Origin of the sequence: Comamonas sp. MYb21, assembly GCF_037479395.1 — a bacterium.
GTDB lineage: Bacteria > Pseudomonadota > Gammaproteobacteria > Burkholderiales > Burkholderiaceae_C > Comamonas.
This window is the reverse complement of the sequence record NZ_JBBGZC010000007.1, coordinates 112302-134377: the sequence shown is the minus strand read 5'-3', so window position 1 is coordinate 134377 and position 22076 is coordinate 112302. Positions and strand designations below refer to the sequence as shown.

Sequence of the window (22076 nt, the reverse complement as noted above, 5' to 3'; positions counted from 1 at the left end):
ACACACATAAGCAAGACCTTGAAGGCCCAGCCTCTCGTCACATAACTCGCTACGCAATACCATGTCGAACAACAACACCTCCGCTTCTCCCTCCGCCGCGCCCGCTGCCCCTGAGGCACCGGCAGCCCAGCCGCGCAAAAAATGGCTGCTGCGCCTGACCGGCATCGTCATCGTGCTGGGCGCCGCCTATGGCATCTATGACTGGATGGTCAACAGCCATTTCGAAGAAACCGACAACGCCTATGTGCAGGGCAACCTGGTGCAGATCGCGCCGCAGACCGCCGGCACCGTGCAGTCCATCCTGGCCGATGACACCGACTATGTGAAGGAAGGCCAGGCCCTGGTGCGCCTGGATCCGGCCGATGCCAAGGTGGCCTTCGAGCAGGCCAAGGCCAACCTGGCCCAGGCGGTGCGCCAGGTGCGCACCCTGTATGTGAACAATGGCTCCTACACCGCGCAGATCGCGCAGCGCCAGGCCGAAGTGGCCAAGGCCAAGAATGATCTGGTCCGTGCGCAAAGCGACCTCAAGCGCCGCCAGGCACTGACGGGCAACGGCGCGGTATCCAAGGAAGAGCTGAGCCATGCGCAAAGCCAGGTCGATGCCGCCCAGGCCGCTGTCAATGCGTCGCAGGCCGCCGTCAACACGGCGCGCGAGCAACTGGCCAGCAACCAGTCGCTGACCGAAGGCATCAGCGTGAACGACCACCCCAATGTGCTGACCGCTGCGGCCAAGGTGCGTGAGGCCTATCTGGCGATGCAGCGCAACGAGCTGGTCTCGCCCGTCTCGGGCGTGGTGGGCAAGCGCTCGGTGCAGGTGGGCCAGCGCGTGGCCCCCGGCACGCCGCTGATGACCGTGGTGCCGATGAACCAGCTTTGGGTCGAGGCCAACTTCAAGGAAAACCAGCTGCGCAACCTGCGCCTGGGCCAGCCCGTCAAGATGACGGCCGACCTTTACGGCAAGAAGGTCGAGTACAGCGGCACGGTTGAAGGCCTGGGCGTGGGCACGGGCGCTGCCTTCTCGCTGCTGCCCGCGCAAAACGCGACGGGCAACTGGATCAAGGTGGTGCAGCGCGTGCCGGTGCGCATTGCGCTCGATCCCAAGCAGGTGCAGGAGCACCCGCTGCGCGTGGGCCTGTCGATGCTGGTCGATGTGGACATCCAGAACCAGGACGGCAAGCTGCTGGCCGACGTGCCACGCAAGGAGCCGCTGGTGCAGACCAATGTCTATGACGTGCAGGACGAAGGCGCCGATGCGGTGATTGCGCAAGTGATCGCCAGCAATGCCGGCAAGAAGCTGTAAGCGCCCCTTCTTTTGACCAGGGCTGCCCGCTGGGCGGCCCCAAGGATGCGTTATGGCAACTTCCAATCCCTCGCTACCCCACCCGCCGCTCGAAGGCTCGGCGCGCCTCATCGGCACCCTGGCGCTGTCGGCTGCGGTGTTCATGAATGTGCTGGACACGTCGATCGCGAACGTGTCGCTGCCGGCCATTGCCGGTGACCTGGGCGTCAGCGCCAACCAGGGCACCTGGGTGATCACCAGCTTTGCCGTGGCCAATGCGATCTCGGTGCCGCTGACCGGCTGGCTGTCGATGCGCTTTGGCCAGGTGCGCTTGTTCATGCTCAGCGTGACCTTGTTCGTGATCTCGTCTTGGCTCTGCGGCCTGGCCCCGAACATGACGACCCTGATCGCGTTCCGTATCTTGCAGGGCTTTGTCGCCGGGCCGATGATTCCGCTGTCTCAGTCGCTGCTCCTGGCCAGTTACCCGCGCGCGATGGCGGGCACGGCGATGGCCTTCTGGTCGATGACGACCCTGATCGCGCCGGTGATGGGGCCGCTGCTGGGCGGCTGGATCACCGACAACATGTCCTGGCCCTGGATCTTCTACATCAATGTGCCGGTCGGCATGCTGTCCGTGGGCGCTACCTGGGCGATCTTCCGCAACCGGGATTCGGTCCGCAAGGCCTTGCCGATCGATGCGATTGGCCTCGGGCTGCTGGTGGTCTGGGTCTCGGCGATGCAGATCATGCTGGATATCGGCAAGGAGCACGACTGGTTCCAGTCGCCGATGGTGGTCGCCTGTGCGGTGATTGCGGTCGTTGGCCTCTTGTACTTCCTGATCTGGGAGCTGGGCGACAAGCACCCGGTGGTGGACCTGCGCCTGTTCAAGAACCGCAATTTCTGGGCCGGCACCCTGGCCATCTCGGTGGGCTATGGCCTGTTCTTTGGCAATGTGGTGCTGCTGCCTTTGTGGTTGCAGCAGTTCATGGGCTACACGGCAACCGATGCGGGCCTGGTGTTGGCGCCGGTGGGCTTGCTGGCGCTGGTGCTCTCGCCGGTGGTGGGCAAGACCATCCACAAGGTCGATCCCCGGCGCTATGCGACGGCCTCGTTCATTGTCTTCGGTCTGGTGATGTGGATGCGTTCGCGCTTCAACACCCAGGTGGACCTGACGACCATCATGATCCCGACCATCGTGCAGGGCGCGGCCATGGCAGGCTTTTTCATCCCGCTGATGACCATCACCTTGAGCGATATCCCGCCCGAGAAAATGCCCAGTGCGTCGGGTCTGTCGAACTTTGTGCGGATCACCGCCGGTGCCGTCGGTACCTCGGTCGCCACTACCCTTTGGGAGCGCCGCGCCACCTTGCACCACGCGCAACTGGTCGAGCACATCAGCCTGGGCGACGGCCCCACCGCGCAAGTGGTGCAAGGCCTGCAGGCCAGCGGGCTCACGCTGCAGCAGGCGCTCGCCCGGGTCGACCAGCTGGTCAACCAGCAGGCCTTTATGCTGGCGGCCAATGATATTTTCTGGGCCTCGTCGATGCTGTTCCTGCTGCTGATCCCGCTGGTCTGGCTGGCCAAGGGCCCCAAGAAGGGCCAGGGCGGCGGCGGATCGGAGGCGGCATCGGCTGCGCACTGATCTAACACTGCATAGCGCTGCGTACATGGAAAAAGGAAGCCTCGGCTTCCTTTTTTTCTGTCTGGGTGCTGGGGCGCGGTTTAGCGGCCGCGCAAGAACAGTGCGTCCAGCTCCTTCATGCTCAGCTGGCGCCAGGTGGGCCGGCCATGGTTGCACTGGTCCGAGCGCTCGGTGTGCTCCATATCGCGCAGCAGCGCATTCATCTCGTCGATGGTGAGTTGCCGGTTGGCGCGCACGGCGCCGTGGCAGGCCATCGTCCCCAGGATCTCGTTGCGGGCGCGCTGCACGACGGTGCTGGCATCGTGCTGCGCCAGCTCGGCCAGCACGCTGCGCGCCAGCTCCACGGGGTTGCCCTGGGCCAAGGTGGTGGGCGTGGCGCGCACGGCCAGGGTCTTGGGCGAGAAGGGCACGACCTCCAGCCCCAGCTGGGCCAGGGTCTCGCTGTGGTCTTCGGCAGTGGCCACTTCTTCGGGTGTGGCCGAGAAGGTCGCAGGAATCAGCAGTGGCTGGCTGGCAATGGCGCTGTTGGCATCGCCGTCATCGAGCTGGCTTTTGAGGCGCTCGTAGACGATGCGCTCATGGGCTGCATGCATATCGACAATGACCAGGCCCTGGGCGTTTTCCGCGAGGATATAGACCCCATGGATCTGCGCCACGGCCCGGCCCAGCGGCCAGGGGTTGTCAGCCGACTCGGGTGGCAGGGTGGGCACCAGCGGCGCGCCGGCGGCCATCGCACCGGCAGCGGGTTGCGGGTTCCAGCGCGGGCTGGCTTCCTGCACCTGCCAGGGCGTGGCATCGATGCTGGTGGCTGTGTTGCTGGATATGCCTGCCAGCGTTGCATCCGGCGTTGCAGCGCCCCCACCTTGGCCCCAGAGCGCAGCCGTTTGCTGCAGCGCCTGCAGGCCGTTGACGCGGGGCGGGGCCTCAAAGCGCATCGCAGTCTGTGCCTGGGGGGCTGGCGCATAGGCCTGTCCGGGCAAGGCGGTCGGCTGGCCGGCCGTAGCCGGTGTGGGCACTGCGGCCGCAGCATCCAGCAGCTGCTGGGCGCGCGGGGTGGCCAGCGCGTTCTCCACGCCATGCAGCACCGCCTGGTGCACCTCGCGGCTATCGCGAAAGCGCACCTCGATCTTGGTCGGGTGCACATTCACATCGACCCGCATCGGATCGAGGCTGATATAGAGCGCATAGACGGGCTGGCGGTGGCCGTGCAGCACATCCTCATAGGCGGTACGCGCGGCATGGGTGAGCACCTTGTCGCGCACAAAGCGGCCGTTGACATAGCAGAACTGCTGGTCGGCACGCGAGCGCGCGGCATCGGGCAGACCCGCGCGGCCGCGTACCTGCACATGGCCGGCCTGGTAGTTCACGACAATCGATTGCTCGAGAAAATCGGGGCCCAGCACATCGGCCAGGCGCTTGTCCATCGCGCGCTGCTCCAGCTGCTGCCAGGCGGCGTCGTCGGGCTGGTCTGCATCGCTGCGGGGCGGCAGGGTGGCGCGCCATTGCTCGACCAGCTTGCCCTCATGCCAGATCGCAAAGCCTACGCCGGGGCGGGTGAGCGCATGGCGGCGCACGGCCTCGACGCAATGGGCCAGCTCGGTGGCATCGGTCTTCAAAAACTTGCGCCGCGCAGGCGTGCTGAAAAACAGCTCCTTGACCTCCATCGTCGTGCCGGGGTTGCGGGCGGCGGGGCGCAGCTCGCCACTGCGGGCATCGAGCAGGTAGGCGCTCTCTTGCTGGGCGGGGCGCGAGAGCACGCTCATCTCCGAGACCGAGGCAATGGCTGCCAGGGCCTCGCCCCGGAACCCCATGGTGGCCACCGATTCGAGGTCATGCAGGTTGCGGATCTTGCTGGTCGCGTGGCGGCGCAGCGCAATGGGCAGCTCTTCGCGCGGAATGCCGCAGCCATCGTCTTCGACGGTGATCAGCCGCACACCACCGGCGAGCAGGCGCACGGTGATGCTGGTGGCACCTGCATCGAGCGCATTGTCGACCAGCTCGCGCACGACGGAGGCGGGGCGCTCGACCACCTCGCCGGCCGCGATCTGGCTGACCAGCTCATCGGGCAGATCCTGGATGGGACGGCGCGTGGGCGCAGCGCTGCTGCCACTGTGGGCTGCAGGCGTCAAAGCATCGTTGGGGGCGTCTGCCGGGTCAAGGGAGGCGGGTGCGGTATCTGCGGTCATGCAGGGATTTTAGGCAAAGCCGCCTGGCATTCGGGGTAAAGTGTGCAATCGCCACTTTGGGCCCTGGGGCTGCAGTTCCCTAGCCTGCCTTAGTGGTTATCAAGATGGTTTGCCGCAGGGCCTCAGGGCTGCTGCGGTTTTTGTGTAGAGAGGTTGTGTTTTGGAATTCTTCAGCTGGTTCATCGATGCGGGCATGCATCTGATCGACTTCATCTTGCATGTCGACAAGTACCTGGAAGCTTTTGTAACGACCTATGGCATGTGGGTCTATGCGCTGCTGTTTCTGATCGTGTTTGTCGAGACCGGCGTCGTGGTGATGCCCTTCTTGCCCGGCGATTCGCTGCTGTTTATCGTCGGCGCCATGTGCGGTGCGGGGCTGATGAGTTTTCCGCTGGCCACCGGCTTGCTGTTTGCGGCGGCCTTCCTCGGCGACCAGTGCAATTACCAGATCGGCCACCATTTGGGGCCCAAGGTGTTCAAGTGGGAGAACTCGCGCTGGTTCAACCGCAAGGCCTTTGACAAGGCCCATGCGTTCTACGAGCGCTATGGCGGCATCACCATCATCCTGGCGCGCTTCATGCCGTTTGTGCGCACCTTTGCGCCCTTTGTGGCGGGCGTGGCCAACATGAACCGTGCCAAGTTCATTGCCTACAACCTGATTGGGGCGGCCATCTGGGTGTTTGGTATTTGCGCGGCGGGTTACTTCTTTGGCAACCTGCCCTGGGTCAAGGCCAACTTGGAGAAGATCATCTGGGGCCTGATCCTGGTGCCCGGCCTGCTGGCCATCTTTGGTGCCTGGCGCGCCGGCAGGAACGAGAAGGCTGCTGGCACCGTCTGAGCAGCGACTGCACGATGAGCAAGGGACCGCCGAAGCGGTCCCTTTTTTGTGGCTGCAAAGCGGGGTGAGGCTTATACCGTGCGGTTGCGCGCCAGCGGCGGGTTCTTCGCAAAATAGGCCTGGATGCCGCGCATGATGGCGTCAGCGAGCTGGTTTTGGTAGGCGGTGGTGCGCAGCTTGGCTTCTTCTTCGGGGTTGCTGATGAAGGCGGTCTCGACCAGCACGCTGGGGATGTCGGGCGCCTTCAACACGGCAAACCCTGCCTGCTCCACGCGGGGCTTGTGCAGGCGGGCAAACTGGCCCAGCTGGCCCAACACATGGGTGCCGAGCTTGAGGCTGTCATTGATCTGGGCGGTGGTGCTCATGTCCAAGAGCGCGCGCTGTACATGGGCATCGCTGCTGCCGACGCCGGCCACGTTCAGGCCGCCCACCATGTCGGCCTGGTTCTCCTTGTTGGCCAGCCAGCGCGCGGCCGAGCTGGTCGCGCCGCGCTCGCTCAGCGCAAACACGCTGGCGCCGTTGGCCGATGGCTTGGTGAACGCATCGGCATGGATGCTGATGAACAGGTCGGCCTGCACACGGCGGGCTTTTTCGACCCGGGTGTTGAGCGGCACAAAGAAGTCGGCATCGCGTGTCATGAACGCGCGCATTGGGTTGCCGCCCACGCTGCTGTTGTTGATGCGCTCGCGCAGCATATGGCCGATCTTGAGCACGATGTCTTTTTCGCGGATACCGCTGGGGCCGGTGGCGCCAGGGTCTTCACCGCCATGGCCGGGGTCGAGCGCGACGATGATGAGGCGGTCGGTGCGCGATGCCGGGCGGCCGCGTGCGGGCGGTGGAGGAGGAGGCGGCGGGGGCGGAGGAGGTGCTGCAGCCACGACGGTGGGCGGCGGCGCGACCGGTGCAACGGGGGGTGCCACCGGGCGGTTGCCACTCTTGGCAATCAGCTCGGCCAGCGGGTCGGCAGCCTGGGCAGCGGCTGCTGGCGAGGGTGGGGCGGCGGCCACCACGGTGCCCAGCGCAGCGGGCGCGGGCGGGTCGCCGGCAATCGCAGCGGCCACTGACGGTGGCAGGCTGCTGCCCGCCGCAGGCGGGGGCACAGGGGCCGGCGCTGCGGCCACGGCGCTGTGGCTGTTTTCCATCATGCGCTCGGTGATCAGGCTCTCGAGCGGATCGCTGGGCCGGGCGGGGTAGAGGTCCAGCACCAGGCGGTGCTGGTAGGGGGCGACCGGCTTCAAGGTAAAGACCTGGGGCTTGGCCTCCTGCTTGAGGTCGATCACCAGGCGCACGACATTGGGCGAGTTCTGGCCCACGCGGATGCCGGCGATATTGGGGTCGTCCGAGCGGACCTTGGCCACCAGCTCGCGCAGCGCGGGGTTGAGATCGATCCCTTCGATATCGACCGCCAGGCGCGGCGGCTCGGGCACAAAGCGCTGCTCGGTCTTGAGCGGGGTGTCGGACTCGATCGTGACGCGGGTGTAGTCCTTGGAGGGCCAGAGGCGAACTGCAACGATGCTGGCGCCAAAGGCCAGGTGGCTGCTGCCCAGCAGCAGCACCAGGCTGCCGCCGCGCAGCAGATCGCGGCGTGAGAGGCCGTGGTGGCTGGCGGGCGCACCGTCAGCGGTGGTGAAAGGGGCAGAGGCTGGGAGATATTTCGGGGTGTCGCTCACGCTGAAAACCCTTGGACGATGGAGGCACCTGCCGGGGTGAAGGCCTGCAGATGCACCTGGCGTTCTGATTCGTTGATTGCTTCAATACTGATAGCTACATCGGCAATAGGAGTTACCGCTGCAGCCTTCTGCGGCCATTCTGCCACTTTCAGGCCGGGGCTGGCAAAAATATCCCGAAAGCCGGCGTCTTCCCATTCGCGCGGATCGTCGAAACGGTAGAAGTCAAAGTGCCAGATGGGGAAGTCGCGTCCCTCGTGCGGCTCGACCACCGCATAGGTGGGGCTCTTGATGCGGCCCTGCACGCCCAGCGCACGCAGCAGGTGGCGCACCAAGGTGGTTTTGCCCGCGCCCAGATCGCCATGCAAAGTTAGGTAAACATTCGACAGCGCTGCCTGCGCGGCCAGGCGCGCGGCAAAGGCTTCCGTATCGCGCTCGTCTTTCCAGACCAGGTGGAGCGCGGGGTAGGAGGGGCTGGCAGTAGCGTTCAAAATGTCGTTCCCGGGCCGCGCGGGCCCTCAGGTTTTTTACAATGGCAGCACATGGACGCCGCTGATCCCACTTTCATTCAACAGATCAACGACTGGGCGCTGGAGCTGGGATTTTCCCAAATCGGCGTGGCAGGCGTGGATTTGTCGACGGCGGAAACTGGATTGATGCAGTGGCTGGAAAAAGGTTTCCATGGCGAGATGCATTACATGCAGGCCCATGGCCTCAAGCGCGCCCGGCCAGCCGAGCTGGTGCCCGGCACGCTCAGCGTGATTACAGCACGCATGGATTATCTGCCGCAAAACACCGCTGCCGACTGGCAGCGGCAGGAGTGGGAGCGCCACGCCAGGCCCGGCGAGGGTCTGGTGAGCGTCTATGCCCGGGGGCGCGACTACCACAAGGTGCTGCGCAACCGGCTGCAAAAGCTGGCCGAGCGCATCGATGCAGCGCTTGGCGAACACAACCTCGCGCACCGCGCGTTCACCGATTCGGCCCCGGTGCTGGAGGCCGAGCTGGCCAGCCGCAGCGGCCAGGGCTGGCGGGGCAAGCACACGCTGGTGCTGAGCCGCGATGCCGGCTCGATGTTTTTTCTCGGCGAGATCTTTGTCAATATCGCCTTGCCGACGACTGTGCCGGTCACGGCGCATTGCGGCCAGTGCACGGCCTGCATCGATGCCTGCCCGACGGCGGCCATCGTGGCGCCCCAATCGGTCGATGCGCGGCGCTGCATCTCCTACCTGACGATCGAGCTCGATGGCGCCATTCCGGAAGAATTTCGCGCACCCATGGGCAACCGCATCTATGGCTGCGATGACTGCCAGCTCGCCTGCCCCTGGAACAAGTTTGCCCAGCGCGCGGTGCTGCCCGATTTTGATGCGCGCGGCGCGCTGATGGACCAGCAGCTGCCCCATCTGTTTGCATGGGACGAGGCGACGTTCTTGCGCATCACCGAGGGCAGCCCCATACGCCGCATTGGCCATGCGCGCTGGCTGCGCAATATTGCCGTTGCGCTGGGCAATGCCTGGCGCCAGACGGGCGAGGCGCGCTATGCGCAGGCGCTGAACAGCCGCGCGGACCACGACAGCGCCATGGTGCGCGAGCATGTGGCCTGGGGGCTGGGCCAGCGAAGCGCCTGAGCGCTGGCGTGCCCCATGATCAGCCGCTGAGAAAGCCCGAGGCCTTGAGCTGCGCAACCAGCAGTTCGGTAAAGCGCGCATAGCCCGCCGCATTGGCATGCACCTGGTCGGCGCGCATGGCGTCGTTGGCCAGCACCTCGCTCCAGGCCTTGGCGAGCAGGGGTACTTGCTCGTCCTTGGCCAGCGCCTCATAAATGGGGTGGTCCTGAATGCGGCCGGTCAGCGCGGCGCTCATGCTGAACTCGGGCACTGCCACCAGCAACACGGCAATGTGCTGCGCCTTGCATTGCTGCAGCATGCTGGCGATCTGTGCCTGGGCCGCTTGCGCGCTTTGGCGGCGCAGCCAGTCGTTGCCGCCGGCGCAAACAATCACCAGGGCCGGTTGGTGGGTCTCCAGCAGCTGCGGCAGGCGCTGCGCAATCTGGCTGCTGGTTTCGCCGGAGATGCCGGCATTGATGACGTTCCAGCCGGTGCGCTCGGCCAGCAACTGCGGGTAGGACTGCGCGGCGCTGGCGCCGACGCCCTGGGTCAGCGAATCGCCCAATGCGAGCACCGTGGCGCCCGCAGGCAGCGCAGCGGCGAGTGGCGCCTTTTTGCTGCAGGCGGCCAGCCCGGCTACGGCCAGGCCCAGGAAGGGGATGAGCGCCAGGCGCTGGAGGCTTTGGCGGCGTGCGGAATCAATGGTTTTCTCCATAGCCGCCGAGCTTAACCGATGGCCTTGGCAGGCCGCGTTGTTAAACCGGCCACCAGCCCAGCAGGCTGAGTGCAAACGGCAGACTGGCCACGCCGCAGATGGTGGACAAGGTCACCAGCCCCGCGACATAGGCGCCGTTGTAGCCCATGCGGGCGGCCAGCACATAGCAGGTCGATGCGGTGGGCAAGGCAGAGAAGATCAGCAAAATGGCGGCCTGCTGGGCCGACAGCGCCAGCCAGTGGGCCATGCACAGCGCAATCAGCGGCGTGACAAAGTGGCGGATGGCCAGCACTGCGCCACTGAGCAGCTTGCCGCGCGCCAGCAGCCCCAGCTGCATGCCGGCGCCCGCCGACATCAGGCCCAGCACAATGGAGGCCTGGCCGATGCGGGCGACGGTGGGCTCGACGATGGCGGGTAGGCGCAGCCCCAGCAGGTTGCAGATGAGGGCCGTGAGCGTGGCGACGATCAGCGGGTTGCGCAGCAGCTCGCGCATAAAACCATTTTGCGAGCCCTTGGCCATCGGGTAGACGGCGGCAATATTGAACATGGGCACGCAGACGCCGATCAGCACCGAGATCAGCTGCAGGCCTTGGGGGCCGGCCAGCCGGTCGGCCAGCGCCAGGCCGATAAAGGAGTTGAAGCGAAACGCGATCTGCGCGCTGGCAGCGGCGTCGCGGCTGTCCACCCTTTTGCCCAGCCAGGGCCAGCGCGGCAGGGCGTAGGTCATCGCGATGGCGACGAGGCCCGTGGCCACACCGGCCAGCATCAGGTTGGAGGTGCCCTGCCAGTCGATCGGGCTTCTGATGATCGAATAGAACAGCAAGGTGGGAAAGAGGAAGTAGTACACCAGGCTTTCCACCGGCTGCCAGATGGCCCGGTTCAGCGCCGTGTAGCGGCAGACCAGGTAGCCAATCAGAATCAGCGAGAAATCGGGGAAAAGCAGTTGGGCGTAGTTCACCGGCGCAAGCATAGCGGAAGGGCGTTCGCTGCGGCCCAATCGCTGTCGCGGCGGTAAGGCCGCTGCTGGGTGCAAGCCCTGCCAAAGCAGTTGCCAATTGCGCTATCCGCCGCCCCGATGCGGGAAAACACGGGCCATCTGCGGCGCGCTTTGGGGCAGAACCGCCAGGCAACACCGCTAGCATGGGAGCCATGTCCAAGCTGGCCCCAGCCAGCGCCCCAGATCCCGAGGAGACCTCCACCATGATGAACCGCCGACTGTGCCTGGCCATGGCACTGGCGCTGGGCAGCAGCGCTGCCCTGGCCGCTGATCCCTATCCCAACAAGCCCATCCGCCTGATCGTGCCGTTTGCCGCAGGCGGCACCACCGACATCGTGGCGCGCGTGATCTCGGAACCGCTGTCCAAGGCCCTCGGCCAGCCGGTGGTGGTGGACAACAAGAGCGGTGGCGGCGGCACCGTGGGCGCCGCGGAAGCCGCGCGTGCCCAGCCCGATGGCTACACGCTGAGCATCGCGACGGTGTCGACCACGGCCACCAACCCGGCCGTCAACCCCAAGATGCCCTACAACGTGCAGCGCGATTTCACGCCCATCATCAATGTGGCGGCCACGCCCAATGTGATTGCGGTGCACCCGAGCTTTCCGGCCAACAACTACCAGGAGTTCATTGCCGAGCTCAAGAAGAACCCCGGCAAGTACTCGTATGCGACGCCCGGCACCGGCAGCATTGCCCATTTGTTGATGGAAATGCTCAAGTCCGAAACCGGTGTGAACGTGGTGCACATTCCCTACCGGGGTGGCGGCCCGGCCTTGAACGACACGGTCGCCGGCCAGGTCAACATGATTTTTGACAACCTGCCCTCGGCCTACCCCTTTATCCGCGACAAGCGCCTGCGCGCCATCGTGGTGGCCGCCCCCAAGCGCGTGGCCGGGCTGGAGTCCATCCCCACGTTCACCGAAGTGGGCGTTCCCGTGGTCAACCGCAGTGCCTATTACGGCATCGTCGGCCCCAAGAACCTGCCCAAGGAGATTGTTGACAAAGTCAACGCGGCCACCAAAAAGGCGCTGGAAGACCCGAACGTGCAAAAGCGCATCGCAGAGACTGGCTCGGACATCCTGGGCACCACGCCTGAGGTGTTTGCCCAGCAGATGAAGGACGAATACGCGGCCTACAAGGCGGTGGTGGACAAGCAGGGCATCCAGCTGGACTGATCCCCGTCCCTCGTCTGTTCTGCCTCAAAGCGCGTGCGCTTTTCTAGGGAAATCCTAGGGAAATCACGCGCTTTTTGTGCGGTTGCAGCACGGTTGCGGACGTATTAATCCGGTATAAACGCGCTGTGCTGAAAAAGCATTACGTGGCCGTGCGCCATGCGGGTCATCCACCGGCACGCGAACGACGGCCACACCATTTCAAATGAGGAGATTCATCATGCAACGTCGCTCTCTCGTGGGCCTGACCTTGATCGCTGCTGCCGCAGCCACCTTGAGCACTGGCGCTCTGGCCGATACAAAATACCCTAACAAGCCCATTCGCCTGATTGTTCCTTTTGCAGCTGGCGGCACCACCGATATCATTGCGCGCGTGATCGCTGACCCCCTGGGCAAGGAGCTGGGCCAGCCCGTGGTGGTGGACAACAAGGGTGGTGCGGGCGGCACCATCGGCGCGGTGGAAACGGTGCGCGCAGCGGCCGACGGCTACACGCTGGGCATTGCGACCGTCTCCACGGTGGCCACCAACCCGGCGATCAACCCCAAGATCTCCTACGACCCGATCAAGGACTTCACGCCCATCATCAATGTGGCGGCCACGCCCAACATCATTGCGGTGAACCCGAAGTTCCCAGCCAAGGACTACAAGGAGTTCGAGGCCGAGCTCAAGAAGAACCCCAACAAGTACGCCTACTCGTCGTCCGGTACCGGCGGCATCCAGCACATGCTGATGGAGCTGTACAAGAGCCTGACCGGCATCCAGATGACCCACATCGCTTACCGTGGTGCGGGCCCGGCGCTGAACGACACGGTGGCCGGCCAGGTCAACATGATCCTGGACAACCTGCCCTCGACCCTGCCTTTTGTGAAGGACAACCGCCTGGTGCCTATCGTCGTGGCCGCGCCTGAGCGCCTGGCCGTGCTGCCCAATGTGCCGACCTTCAAGGAAGTGGGCCTGGAGCCGGTGAACCGCATGGCTTTCTATGGCATCCTCGCGCCCAAGGGCGTGTCCAAGGATGTGGTGGACCGCATCAATGCCGCTACCAAGAAGGTGCTGGCCGACCCTGCGGTGAAGAAGCGCATCGAAGACACCGGCTCGCTGGTGGTGGGCAACACCCCCGAGCAGTTTGCCGAGCAGATCAAGGCCGAGTTCGACGTCTACAAGGACGTGGTCAAGAAGCAGGACCTGAAGCTGGACTGATCGCCGCTGCCAACATCCCCAAGCCGCCCGCGCAAGCCGGCGGCTTTTTTCATGCCATGATGCCGGGCATGGCAAGCGCTCCACGATCTGCACCACCCCCGTCAGTCCCTCCTTCAGCTCCTTCGTCCGCGCCGGGACGCACTGCAGCGGCGCACCCGGTGATTGACCGTTTTATCGATGCGGTGTGGCTGGAAGATGGCCTGGCGCGCAACACCTTGGCGGCCTACCGGCGCGACCTGGCGCTGTACGGCCAGTGGCTGGCCCAGGAGCACCCTGGCCAGGCGCTGGAGCGCAGCGATGAGGCCCAGCTGCAGGCCTTTTTTGCCACCCGCATGGGCGACAAGGCCAGCACGGCCAACCGGCGCCTCACGGTGCTGCGGCGCTTTTTCCACTGGGCGCTGCGCGAGTCGCTGATCAGTGCCGATCCCACCTTGCGCATGCTGGCAGCGCGCCAGCCGCTGCGCGTGCCCAAGACGATGACCTCGGCCATGGTCGAAGCGCTGCTCGAAGCCCCCGACGCCGGCAACCCACTGGGCCTGCGCGACCGCGCGATGCTGGAGCTGATGTATGCCAGCGGCCTGCGCGTGTCGGAGCTGGTGGAGCTGCAAAGCGTGCAGCTCAGCCTGGCCGACGGCATCGTGCGCGTGGTGGGAAAAGGCAGCAAGGAGCGGCTGGTGCCCTTTGGCCAGGTGGCCCAGCAGTGGCTGGAGCAGTACCTGGCCGAAAGCCGGCCCGCCATTCTGGTCGGGCGGCAAAGCGCGGACCTGTTTGTCACCCAGCGCGGCAGCGGCATGACGCGGGTTGCGTTCTGGATGATCGTCAAAAAATATGCGCAGCGCGCCGGCATCACCGCGCCGCTCTCGCCCCACACCCTGCGCCACGCCTTTGCCACGCATTTGCTCAACCATGGCGCCGATCTGCGCGTGGTGCAGCTGCTGCTGGGCCATGCCGACATCTCCACCACCACCATCTACACCCATGTGGCGCGCGAGCGCCTCAAGGTGCTGCACAGCCAGCACCATCCGCGTGGGTGATCGATCTGCGATCTTGGGCTTGCGGCAGTCGACGGAACCGCTGACGCTATTCCACTGAAGTCCACAAAGCCGGTATTGGCTCCCAGCCGGGCGATGGCTCCCGATCAAGCAGCGCACACACCAAGGCGCCCAAGGCAATATCCAGGCAGTCGCTCGCCGCATGGGCGCCACCATCTTGCTGGTGGGCCTGCAATGCAAAGTGGCGAAAGGCTGTCCAATCCGCCGCCAAGTGGGCCACCAGCAAGCGTGCCAAATCGTAGGACAGCTCGTTCGAGGCACCAGTTTGCGAGAACGATTGGCCATTCCAGAAGGACTGGATGCGATCGGCATTCCAGAACGATTGGTGGCGTGCATGCATTTTGGGAAGGTCTGGGCGCATGCCGGCCGCCGGGCTCAGGCGCTGCTCGGTATTGACGGCCAAGCCTTCGTTCAGCCAGGTGGGCAGCGGCAAGTGGTGGACGTAGGCATGGGTGAGTTCATGCACGATGACAGGCTCCAGCGCCTGGAGGCTGTCGGCCATGGTCACAAAATGCCCGCACCCCGCCTGGATGTACATACCGCTGCTTTCTGCATACTCACCCGCGTCCGGGTAATAGTGCGCGACATAGCGGTAATAGCTCTCCTTGTCCTGGAACACGATGACCAGGTCATGGCCCCAGAGCGGTACTTCGGCCACGCCCTCCAGCACCTGCAGGATCCGCTGGGCGCTTTTATCGATGTAGCTCAGCATGGCCTTGGCGACCACCGGATCGAGGTTGGACAGCAAAAGCGCCGGGCCATGTTCGCGCACCCGAAAGTCTGGCCCCAGCGCTATGGACAGATGGTCAAACCAAGCGCGCTCTGCCATGCTCCAGGCCTGGGCCTGTTCCTCAGTGTCTGGCAGATGCGAAACCCATTCGGACACCGCTGACCAGTCGAACAGGGGCAGGCCGTTGGCGTCCTGCATGACGGAGGCCAAGACAAGTGGCTCGCCCTGAGACATGGCAATCCGGGCTGCAGCGACAGGCGCCTGGGCTGCCGTATCCGCAGCGGAGTTGGGTACAAGAAGAGAGGTCAGCCAACGAAACATGAAGGGCAGGGTGTCATGGAAACCCTGCCAACTATAGGTTGCGCGGCTTGGCTTGAAGCTATTGGCGGACTACAGCGTTGTGAATGCGCCTCGCCATGGATCAAATCCCCAGCGGATTCTTGCGGCCCTTCTCGACCGGATTGGCCAGCAGCTTTTGCGCGGGGTAGGCGCGCAGAAATTCCTTGGCCTTGTAGGCCGATGAACGCAGCCAGGCGTCATAGGCGCCTTCGTTCAGGATGGCGGGCATGGTCTTGTCATTGCCGGGCTGCTGGTAGCGGTTCATCAGCGCATGGGCATTGGCGTTGACGGTGATGATGGCGTAGCTCAGCAGCTCGGTGCCGTCGTCGTCGGTCCAGCGGGACCAGATGCCGGCAACGCCCATCGGCAGGCCGTCAACGCGGGCAATGCGCGTGGGCTTGGCCTTGCCGGTGCGGTAGTCGTCGGTCACGAACGCCATCATCGGCACGATGCAGCGCTGGTTGTTCAGCCAGGCATCGCGAAAGGCGGTGCTGGTGGAGGCGTTGTCGGATTTGACATTCACCAGCTTGGTGGCACGCAGCTGGCCGTCGGATGCGGACTTGACCCAGTGCGGCACCAGGCCCCATTGCGCCGGCACCAGCAGGCGGGGTGTGACCACCGGCACAGCAGCGGGCGCGGGTTCGGCATCGGCGGGGGCACCGCTCGCTGCCGCTTCTGCAGCGGCCTGCTCGGCCAGCGCTGCCTTGCGCGCGGTGTTCTCGGCATCGGTGGCGCCTGTCAGGCTGGTGGTGATAAAGAAGCCGGGCCGGCGCGGCGTCATCTTGCGCTCGCCCATCTCTGCAGGGGGCTCTACCTGGAAGGCGCTGAGGTACAGCTCGGGGGCTTTGAGGGCTTCGTATTGGGTGCTCATGGGCGCAATGGTACGTGAAGGCTGCAGCAGCATTCGCTGGCGCCGGTTTCTGGCAGAAGATAAAAAGCCCACCCTGGGGCAGGGTGGGCTCGGTGGCAAGCCTTGCGGCCGCAGTGCGTATTTTAAATCAGAGCGACTGGCCCAGCTTGCGCAAGAAGCGCTCGCAGGCCTCGAGCTGGCTGATCTCGACAAACTCATTGGGCTTGTGCGCCTGCTCGATATTGCCGGGGCCGCAGACCACGGTGGGGATGCCCAGGTTCTGGAACAGGCCCGCTTCGGTGCCATAGGCCACCTTGCGCGTGGCCTGGTCGGCGGTCAGCGCACGCACCAGCGCGGTGATGGCCGCTTGCTCGCTGGCTTCCAGCGCGGGGGCAGCAGGGCCGGTTTCGATGTCGATGCGGGCATCGGCAAACTCGCGGCGCATGCGCGGCAGCAGCTCGCCGGTCACATAGCTTTGCACCTTGGCCTGGATGCTCTCGGCCGTCATGCCCGGCAGGTTGCGGAACTCGTAGTTGAACTCGCACAGCTCAGGGATGGTGTTGACCGCGATACCGCCCGAGATCTGGTTGGTGGTCATGGTCGTGAACGGCACGTCATAGAACTCGTCGTAGGGGCCGTTGGCCTTGAACTGGTCGGCCACATCGCGGATATGGCAGATCAGGCGTGCGGCGTACTCGATGGCATTGCAGCCCTTGGGCGTCAGCGACGAGTGCGCCGCCTTGCCATGCACCTTGCAGCGGTACAGGTTGATGCCCTTGTGCGCGACCACCACCTGCATGCTGGTGGGCTCGCCCACCACGCAGCCATCGGCCTGCTGGCCGCGTGCCTTCAAGGCGCGCAGCATCACCGGGGCGCCTGCGCAGCCCACTTCCTCGTCATACGACAGCGCCAGGTGGATGGGCTTTTTGCGCGGCATGGCGAGGAACTCGGGCACCAGCGCGACCGATGCGGCGATAAAGCCCTTCATGTCGGCGCTGCCACGGCCGTAGAGCCGGCCTTCCTTTTCGGTCAGGCTGAAAGGATCGCTGTCCCAGTTCTGGCCGTCGACCGGCACCACATCGGTGTGGCCCGACAGCACGATGCCGCCTTGGGTGCTGCCGTCATCGGCCGGCAGGGTGGCAAACAGGTTGGCCTTGTCGCCTTCGGGCGAGTGGATCAGCTCGGCCTTCAGACCCTGGTGGGCCAGTGCATCACGCACGGTTTCGATCAGGGCGAGGTTGGAGTTGCGGCTGGTGGTGTCGAATGCGACCAGCTTTTCCAGCCAGGAGCGGGTGTTCATAGCGCTTCACTTGGTGTTACATGCAAGTGACTGAGTGTAGGGCGCTTGGGCTATGTGGGCAGCGCGCGCTGCCTAAGCTGGGGTTGGGTGTTGGGGTTTTAGATGGGATGGCCCAGTGGCTGGGACAGAACGGAAAACGGGAGCCCGTGGCTCCCGTTGTTGTCAAACCTGTGTCTGTAGGCTGCTATCAGCCCAGCACTTCCAGCAGGCGATCGAGCCCGCCGGTGTTGATGGCCACCTTGGCCTCGGCACGCACGCGTGGCTTGGCGTGGAAGGCGACCGACAGGCCCACCGCACGCATCATCGGCAGGTCGTTGCTGCCATCACCCACGGCAATCACCTGCTCGGGCGCAATGCCCATCAGCGATGCCAGGCCCAGCACGGTGCTGCGCTTTTCTTCGCCGTCGCAGATATCGCCCCAGCTCTGGTCGATCAGGCCACCGGTCAACTGGCCGTCCTTGACCTCGAACTGGTTGGCGCGCACAAAGTCGATGCCCAGCAGGCTTTTGACATGGTCGGCAAAAAAGGTGAAGCCGCCCGAGACCAGCAGCACCTTGAGGCCGGCCGCATGCGCGGCATCGACGAGGGTCTTGGCGCCGGGGGTCAAGGTCAGGCGCTCTTGCAGCACGCGCTCGATGGCGGCCATGGGCACGCCCTGGAGCAGGGCCATGCGCTGGCGCAGGCTGTCCTTATAGTCGGTGATCTCGCCGCGCATCGCCGCTTCGGTGATTGCCGCCACCTCGGCCTTCTTACCGGTGATGTCGGCGATCTCGTCGATGCACTCGATGGTGATCAGGGTCGAGTCCATGTCGAACGCGATCAGCTTGTAGTCGGACAGCTTTTGCGGCGTGGCCAGGTTCTGGATGGTCAGGCCGGGGGCGAATTCGGTAGAGGCACTCATGGGAGCTTTTGAGGGGTGAGGGTAGGGGAATGATAAACGGGCTGCTGGGGACAGACAGGCCGCTCAGGCCGTGGCCACGGCGGCTGCAGCGGTCGTGACGGGCTTGCCCAGGCTGCGCACCACATCGCGCACCATCTGCACGCGGTCCTTGACCTCGGGCAGCGCGCGCTCGATGCGCAGCTTGTCGTTGCCCGCCAGCTTGATGGCCTTGTTCTTCTGGATCAGGCCGATGATGGTCATCGGCTCGATCGGCGGGTTGGCGTAGAAGGTGATGTTGATCACGCCGGGCGCGGCATCGACCTTCTGCACGCCAAAGGGTTCGCAGAGCACCCGCAGGCGGTGCACATCGACCAAGGTCTGGGCCTGCGGCGGCAGCTTGCCAAAGCGGTCCACGATCTCTTCGAGCAGGTTGTCGATCTGGTCGCTGGTCTTGGCGGTCGCCAGCTTCTTGTAGAAGGACAGGCGCAGGTGTACATCGCCGCAGTAGTCGTTGGGCAGCAGCGCCGGGGCGTGCAGGTTGATGTCGGTGGCGGCAGACAGGGGGCTGAGCAGGTCGGGCTCCTTGCCTTCCTTCAAGCTGCGCACGGCCTCAGACAGCATCTCGTTGTAGAGCTGGTAGCCGATCTCCATCATGTTGCCGCTCTGGTTGTCGCCCAGCACTTCGCCCGCGCCCCGGATTTCCAGGTCATGCATGGCCAGGTAAAAGCCGCTGCCCAGCTCTTCCATCTGCTGGATGGCTTCGAGGCGCTGCGCGGCCTGCTTGGTCAGGCCGTCCAGGTCCGGCACCATCAGATAGGCATAGGCCTGGTGGTAGCTGCGGCCCACGCGGCCGCGCAGCTGGTGCAGCTGCGCCAGGCCAAACTTGTCGGCGCGGCTGATGATGATGGTGTTGGCGCTGGGCACGTCAATGCCGGTCTCGATGATGGTCGAGCACAGCAGGATGTTGTAGCGCTGGGCCACAAAGTCGCGCATCACGCGCTCGAGCTCGCGCTCGGGCATCTGCCCGTGGGCCACGGCGATGCGGGCCTCGGGCAGGATCTCTTCGAGCTTCTGGCGGCGGTTCTCGATGGTCTCGACCTCGTTGTGCAGAAAGTAGCACTGGCCGCCGCGCTTCAACTCACGCAGCACGGCCTCGCGGATCACGCCGGTGCCTTCGCTGCGCACAAAGGTCTTGATCGCCAGGCGGCGCTGCGGCGCGGTGGCAATCACCGACAGATCACGCAGGCCATCGAGCGCCATGCCCATGGTGCGCGGGATGGGGGTGGCCGTCAAGGTGAGCACATCGACCTCGGCGCGCATGGCCTTCATCGCCTCTTTGTGGCGCACGCCAAAGCGGTGTTCCTCATCGATGATCAGCAGGCCCAGGTTCTTGAACTGGGTTTTTTCGGACAGCAGCTTGTGCGTGCCGACGACGATGTCGACGGTGCCGTCATCGAGCCCCTTGATCGTGGTGTTCACTTCCTTGCCGGAGCGAAAGCGCGAGACCAGCGCGACCTTGATCGGCCACTTGGAGAAGCGGTCGGCCAGCGTCTGGTAGTGCTGCTCGGCCAGCAAGGTGGTGGGCGCGAGCAGCGCAACCTGCTTGCCACCGGTGACGGCCACAAAGGCGGCACGCAAGGCGACCTCGGTCTTGCCAAAGCCCACGTCGCCGCAGACCAGGCGGTCCATGGGCTGGGGCGAGATCATGTCCTGGATCACCGCATGGATGGCGGCGCGCTGGTCGGCGGTTTCCTCAAAGCCGAAGTCGTTGGCGAACTGCTCATAGTCCTGCGGGCTGTAGCGGAAGGCATGGCCTTCACGCGCGGCGCGGCGGGCATAGATGTTGAGCAGCTCGGCTGCCGTGTCGCGCACCTGCTCGGCGGCCTTGCGGCGGGCCTTTTCCCACTGGCCGCTGCCCAGTTTGTGCAAGGGGGCCTCTTCGGCCGAGACGCCGGTGTAGCGGCTGATCTGCGCGAGCTGGCTGACGGGCACATAGAGCACGGCCTTGTCGGCGTATTCGAGGTGCAGGAACTCCTGCAGCGCCGGTGTGCCATCGGGGTTCTTCTGGCCCACATCCATGTTGATGAGGCCATGGTAGCGGCCGATGCCGTGCTGGGCATGGACGACCGGGTCGCCGACCTTCAGCTCGGACAGATCCTTGATCAGTGCCTCGACATCGCTGGCCTGCTCCTGGCGGCGCTTGCGGCGGGCGCCGCCGGTGGCGGCAAACAGCTCGGTTTCGGTGACAAAGTCAATGCCTTGCTCGGCCCAGCGAAAGCCCTTGGCGAGCGCAGCGGTGGCGATGCCGACGGGCTCATCCGTGGTCTGCTGGAACTCGGCCAGCGAATCAAAGGCCGGCGGGTTGAGGCCGCTGGCGCGGAAGAAATCGAGCAGGCTCTCGCGCCGGCCGTCGCTCTCGGCCAGCAGCAGGGTGCGGGCCTGGCGCTGGGCAATGTGCTGCTGCAGCTTGGCCAGCGGGTCCTCGGCGCCGCGCACCACGGCCAGGTCGCCGAGCTTTTGGAAGATGGCGCTGTGCTCCACGTCTTCGAGCTGGGGGCGCAGCGACAGCTGGGCCATCTGCTTGGCGGTGGCGTAGAACTGGTCGGGGCTCAGGAACAGGCTGTCGGGCGGCAGCACCGGGCGCTCGGGGTCACCCTGCACCAGGCGGTAGCGGTCGCGCGTGTCCTGCCAAAAGCGTTGGAAGGCCGGCTCGATATCGCCATGCAGCACCACGGTGGCCTGGCTGCCCAGGTAGTCGAACACGGTGGCAGTCTCGTCAAAGAACAGCGGCAGGTAGTACTCGATACCGGCCGTGGCCACGCCGTTGCCCATGTCCTTGTAGATGCGGCTCTTGGTGGGGTCGCCTTCGAGCATCTCGCGCCACTTGTTGCGAAAGCGGGCGCGGGCCTCGTCGTCCATCGGGAACTCGCGCCCGGGCAGCAGGCGCACGTCCTTGACCGGGTAGAGGCTGCGCTGGGTGTCGGGGTCAAAGGTGCGGATGGAGTCGATCTCGTCATCGAACAGGTCGACCCGGTAGGGCACAAGCGAGCCCATCGGGTAGAGATCGATCAGGCCGCCACGCACCGAGTATTCGCCATGGCTCACCACCTGGGAGACATGGTTGTAGCCCGCCAGGGTGAGCTGGGCCTTGAGGCGCGCCTCATCGAGCTTTTGCCCGGCCTGGAACGCAAAGGTGTAGCCCGCCAGAAAGGAGGGCGGCGCCAGCCGGTACAGCGCCGTGGTGGCCGGGATCAGCACCACATCGGCTTCGGCCTGGCTGATGCGCCACAGCGCAGCCAGCCGCTCGCTGATCAGGTCCTGGTGCGGCGAGAAGGTGTCATAGGGCAGGGTTTCCCAGTCGGGGAACAGGGCCACGCGCAGCTCTGGGGCAAAAAACGCCAGCTCGTCCTGCAGGCGATGGGCATCGCCTGCGTCGGCGGTGATGATGGCGGTGACGCGCTGCGCTGCGGCCTCGCGGTTGGCCAAGGTCGCGAGCAGCAAGGCATCGGCGCTGCCCGGAGGCATGGGCAGTTGAAAACGTTTTCCGGCGGTGAGCTTGGGGAGTTCCATACGTGGTCCGAACCAGTCCATACACGGACTACAGCCCAGGGCAGCGTGCCGCGCCTG

The 22076-nt window shown here is 65.1% G+C and carries 17 protein-coding genes; 7 read left to right on the top strand and 10 right to left on the bottom strand.

The window, feature by feature from the left end:
* Positions 1–61 precede the first annotated feature (61 nt).
* Positions 62–1300 (top strand): HlyD family secretion protein, encoded by a 1239-nt coding sequence (locus WH367_RS11935; protein ID WP_339536235.1) that lies wholly within the window; start codon positions 62–64, stop codon positions 1298–1300.
* A gap of 52 nt (positions 1301–1352) precedes the next feature.
* A complete protein-coding gene (locus tag WH367_RS11930) occupies positions 1353–2921 on the top strand; it encodes a DHA2 family efflux MFS transporter permease subunit (protein WP_021027661.1) in 1569 nt (522 codons plus the stop codon).
* An 80-nt stretch (positions 2922–3001) separates the two neighbouring features.
* On the opposite strand, the gene mutL is transcribed toward WH367_RS11930, so the two are convergent.
* Positions 3002–5107, bottom strand: coding sequence for a DNA mismatch repair endonuclease MutL (gene mutL, locus WH367_RS11925; protein ID WP_339536233.1), 2106 nt, complete (start codon positions 5105–5107; stop codon positions 3002–3004).
* 193 nt (positions 5108–5300) lie between these two features.
* Here mutL and WH367_RS11920 point away from each other — a divergent pair, with 193 nt between their 5' ends.
* A complete protein-coding gene (locus WH367_RS11920; RefSeq protein ID WP_043340888.1) occupies positions 5301–5945 on the top strand; it encodes a VTT domain-containing protein in 645 nt (214 codons plus the stop codon).
* Between the two features lie 71 nt (positions 5946–6016).
* Here WH367_RS11920 and WH367_RS11915 read toward each other — a convergent pair whose 3' ends face one another.
* On the bottom strand, positions 6017–7522 hold the full coding sequence (locus WH367_RS11915; RefSeq protein WP_339536434.1) for an N-acetylmuramoyl-L-alanine amidase: 1506 nt from the start codon (positions 7520–7522) through the stop codon (positions 6017–6019).
* 89 nt (positions 7523–7611) lie between these two features.
* Positions 7612–8103 (bottom strand): tRNA (adenosine(37)-N6)-threonylcarbamoyltransferase complex ATPase subunit type 1 TsaE, encoded by a 492-nt coding sequence (gene tsaE, locus WH367_RS11910; protein WP_021027425.1) that lies wholly within the window; start codon positions 8101–8103, stop codon positions 7612–7614.
* Between the two features lie 84 nt (positions 8104–8187).
* On the opposite strand from tsaE, the gene queG reads away from it, so the two are divergent.
* Positions 8188–9237 carry a tRNA epoxyqueuosine(34) reductase QueG gene (gene queG / locus WH367_RS11905; protein WP_339536433.1) on the top strand — a complete coding sequence of 350 codons (1050 nt, stop codon included), beginning with the start codon at positions 8188–8190 and terminating at the stop codon, positions 9235–9237.
* A gap of 19 nt (positions 9238–9256) precedes the next feature.
* Here queG and WH367_RS11900 read toward each other — a convergent pair whose 3' ends face one another.
* Positions 9257–9931 (bottom strand): DUF459 domain-containing protein, encoded by a 675-nt coding sequence (locus WH367_RS11900; protein ID WP_021027423.1) that lies wholly within the window; start codon positions 9929–9931, stop codon positions 9257–9259.
* A gap of 40 nt (positions 9932–9971) precedes the next feature.
* Complete coding sequence (locus tag WH367_RS11895) at positions 9972–10901, bottom strand: AEC family transporter (protein ID WP_339536231.1); 930 nt, start codon at positions 10899–10901, stop codon at positions 9972–9974.
* 233 nt (positions 10902–11134) lie between these two features.
* Here WH367_RS11895 and WH367_RS11890 point away from each other — a divergent pair, with 233 nt between their 5' ends.
* The 3 genes from WH367_RS11890 to xerD all read left to right on the top strand — a co-directional run bounded on the left by WH367_RS11890 (position 11135) and on the right by xerD (position 14332).
* The gene (locus WH367_RS11890) at positions 11135–12100 is read left to right on the top strand and encodes a tripartite tricarboxylate transporter substrate binding protein BugE (protein ID WP_027011017.1); all 966 of its coding nucleotides are present in this window, start codon (positions 11135–11137) and stop codon (positions 12098–12100) included.
* A gap of 217 nt (positions 12101–12317) precedes the next feature.
* Complete coding sequence (locus tag WH367_RS11885; protein WP_027011016.1) at positions 12318–13298, top strand: tripartite tricarboxylate transporter substrate binding protein BugE; 981 nt, start codon at positions 12318–12320, stop codon at positions 13296–13298.
* A 68-nt stretch (positions 13299–13366) separates the two neighbouring features.
* The gene (xerD, locus tag WH367_RS11880) at positions 13367–14332 is read left to right on the top strand and encodes a site-specific tyrosine recombinase XerD (protein WP_445228106.1); all 966 of its coding nucleotides are present in this window, start codon (positions 13367–13369) and stop codon (positions 14330–14332) included.
* 46 nt (positions 14333–14378) lie between these two features.
* Here xerD and WH367_RS11875 read toward each other — a convergent pair whose 3' ends face one another.
* The 5 genes from WH367_RS11875 to mfd form a co-directional block, all read right to left on the bottom strand.
* The gene (locus WH367_RS11875; protein ID WP_339536227.1) at positions 14379–15278 is read right to left on the bottom strand and encodes a hypothetical protein; all 900 of its coding nucleotides are present in this window, start codon (positions 15276–15278) and stop codon (positions 14379–14381) included.
* A 223-nt stretch (positions 15279–15501) separates the two neighbouring features.
* Positions 15502–16290 (bottom strand): SOS response-associated peptidase, encoded by a 789-nt coding sequence (locus WH367_RS11870; protein WP_339536225.1) that lies wholly within the window; start codon positions 16288–16290, stop codon positions 15502–15504.
* 127 nt (positions 16291–16417) lie between these two features.
* Positions 16418–17569, bottom strand: a complete 1152-nt coding sequence (gene argE, locus WH367_RS11865) for an acetylornithine deacetylase (protein ID WP_021027416.1) — start codon at positions 17567–17569, stop codon at positions 16418–16420.
* Positions 17570–17756: 187 nt separating this feature from the next.
* A complete protein-coding gene (gene serB / locus WH367_RS11860) occupies positions 17757–18470 on the bottom strand; it encodes a phosphoserine phosphatase SerB (RefSeq protein WP_339536224.1) in 714 nt (237 codons plus the stop codon).
* A 63-nt stretch (positions 18471–18533) separates the two neighbouring features.
* Positions 18534–22019: a transcription-repair coupling factor gene (mfd, locus tag WH367_RS11855; RefSeq protein WP_339536221.1), complete on the bottom strand. Its 3486-nt coding sequence runs from the start codon at positions 22017–22019 to the stop codon at positions 18534–18536.
* Positions 22020–22076 lie beyond the last annotated feature (57 nt).

Coding starts and splice junctions, on each gene's coding strand:
- WH367_RS11935 (WP_339536235.1), top strand. CDS start 62: ATGTCGAACAACAACACCTCCGCTTCTCCCTCCGCCGCGCCCGCTGCC.
- WH367_RS11930 (WP_021027661.1), top strand. CDS start 1,353: ATGGCAACTTCCAATCCCTCGCTACCCCACCCGCCGCTCGAAGGCTCG.
- mutL (WP_339536233.1), bottom strand. CDS start 5,107: ATGACCGCAGATACCGCACCCGCCTCCCTTGACCCGGCAGACGCCCCC.
- WH367_RS11920 (WP_043340888.1), top strand. CDS start 5,301: ATGCATCTGATCGACTTCATCTTGCATGTCGACAAGTACCTGGAAGCT.
- WH367_RS11900 (WP_021027423.1), bottom strand. CDS start 9,931: ATGGAGAAAACCATTGATTCCGCACGCCGCCAAAGCCTCCAGCGCCTG.
- WH367_RS11895 (WP_339536231.1), bottom strand. CDS start 10,901: ATGCTTGCGCCGGTGAACTACGCCCAACTGCTTTTCCCCGATTTCTCG.
- WH367_RS11890 (WP_027011017.1), top strand. CDS start 11,135: ATGAACCGCCGACTGTGCCTGGCCATGGCACTGGCGCTGGGCAGCAGC.
- WH367_RS11885 (WP_027011016.1), top strand. CDS start 12,318: ATGCAACGTCGCTCTCTCGTGGGCCTGACCTTGATCGCTGCTGCCGCA.
- xerD (WP_445228106.1), top strand. CDS start 13,367: ATGGCAAGCGCTCCACGATCTGCACCACCCCCGTCAGTCCCTCCTTCA.
- WH367_RS11875 (WP_339536227.1), bottom strand. CDS start 15,278: ATGCAGGACGCCAACGGCCTGCCCCTGTTCGACTGGTCAGCGGTGTCC.
- WH367_RS11870 (WP_339536225.1), bottom strand. CDS start 16,290: ATGAGCACCCAATACGAAGCCCTCAAAGCCCCCGAGCTGTACCTCAGC.
- argE (WP_021027416.1), bottom strand. CDS start 17,569: ATGAACACCCGCTCCTGGCTGGAAAAGCTGGTCGCATTCGACACCACC.
- serB (WP_339536224.1), bottom strand. CDS start 18,470: ATGAGTGCCTCTACCGAATTCGCCCCCGGCCTGACCATCCAGAACCTG.
- mfd (WP_339536221.1), bottom strand. CDS start 22,019: ATGGAACTCCCCAAGCTCACCGCCGGAAAACGTTTTCAACTGCCCATG.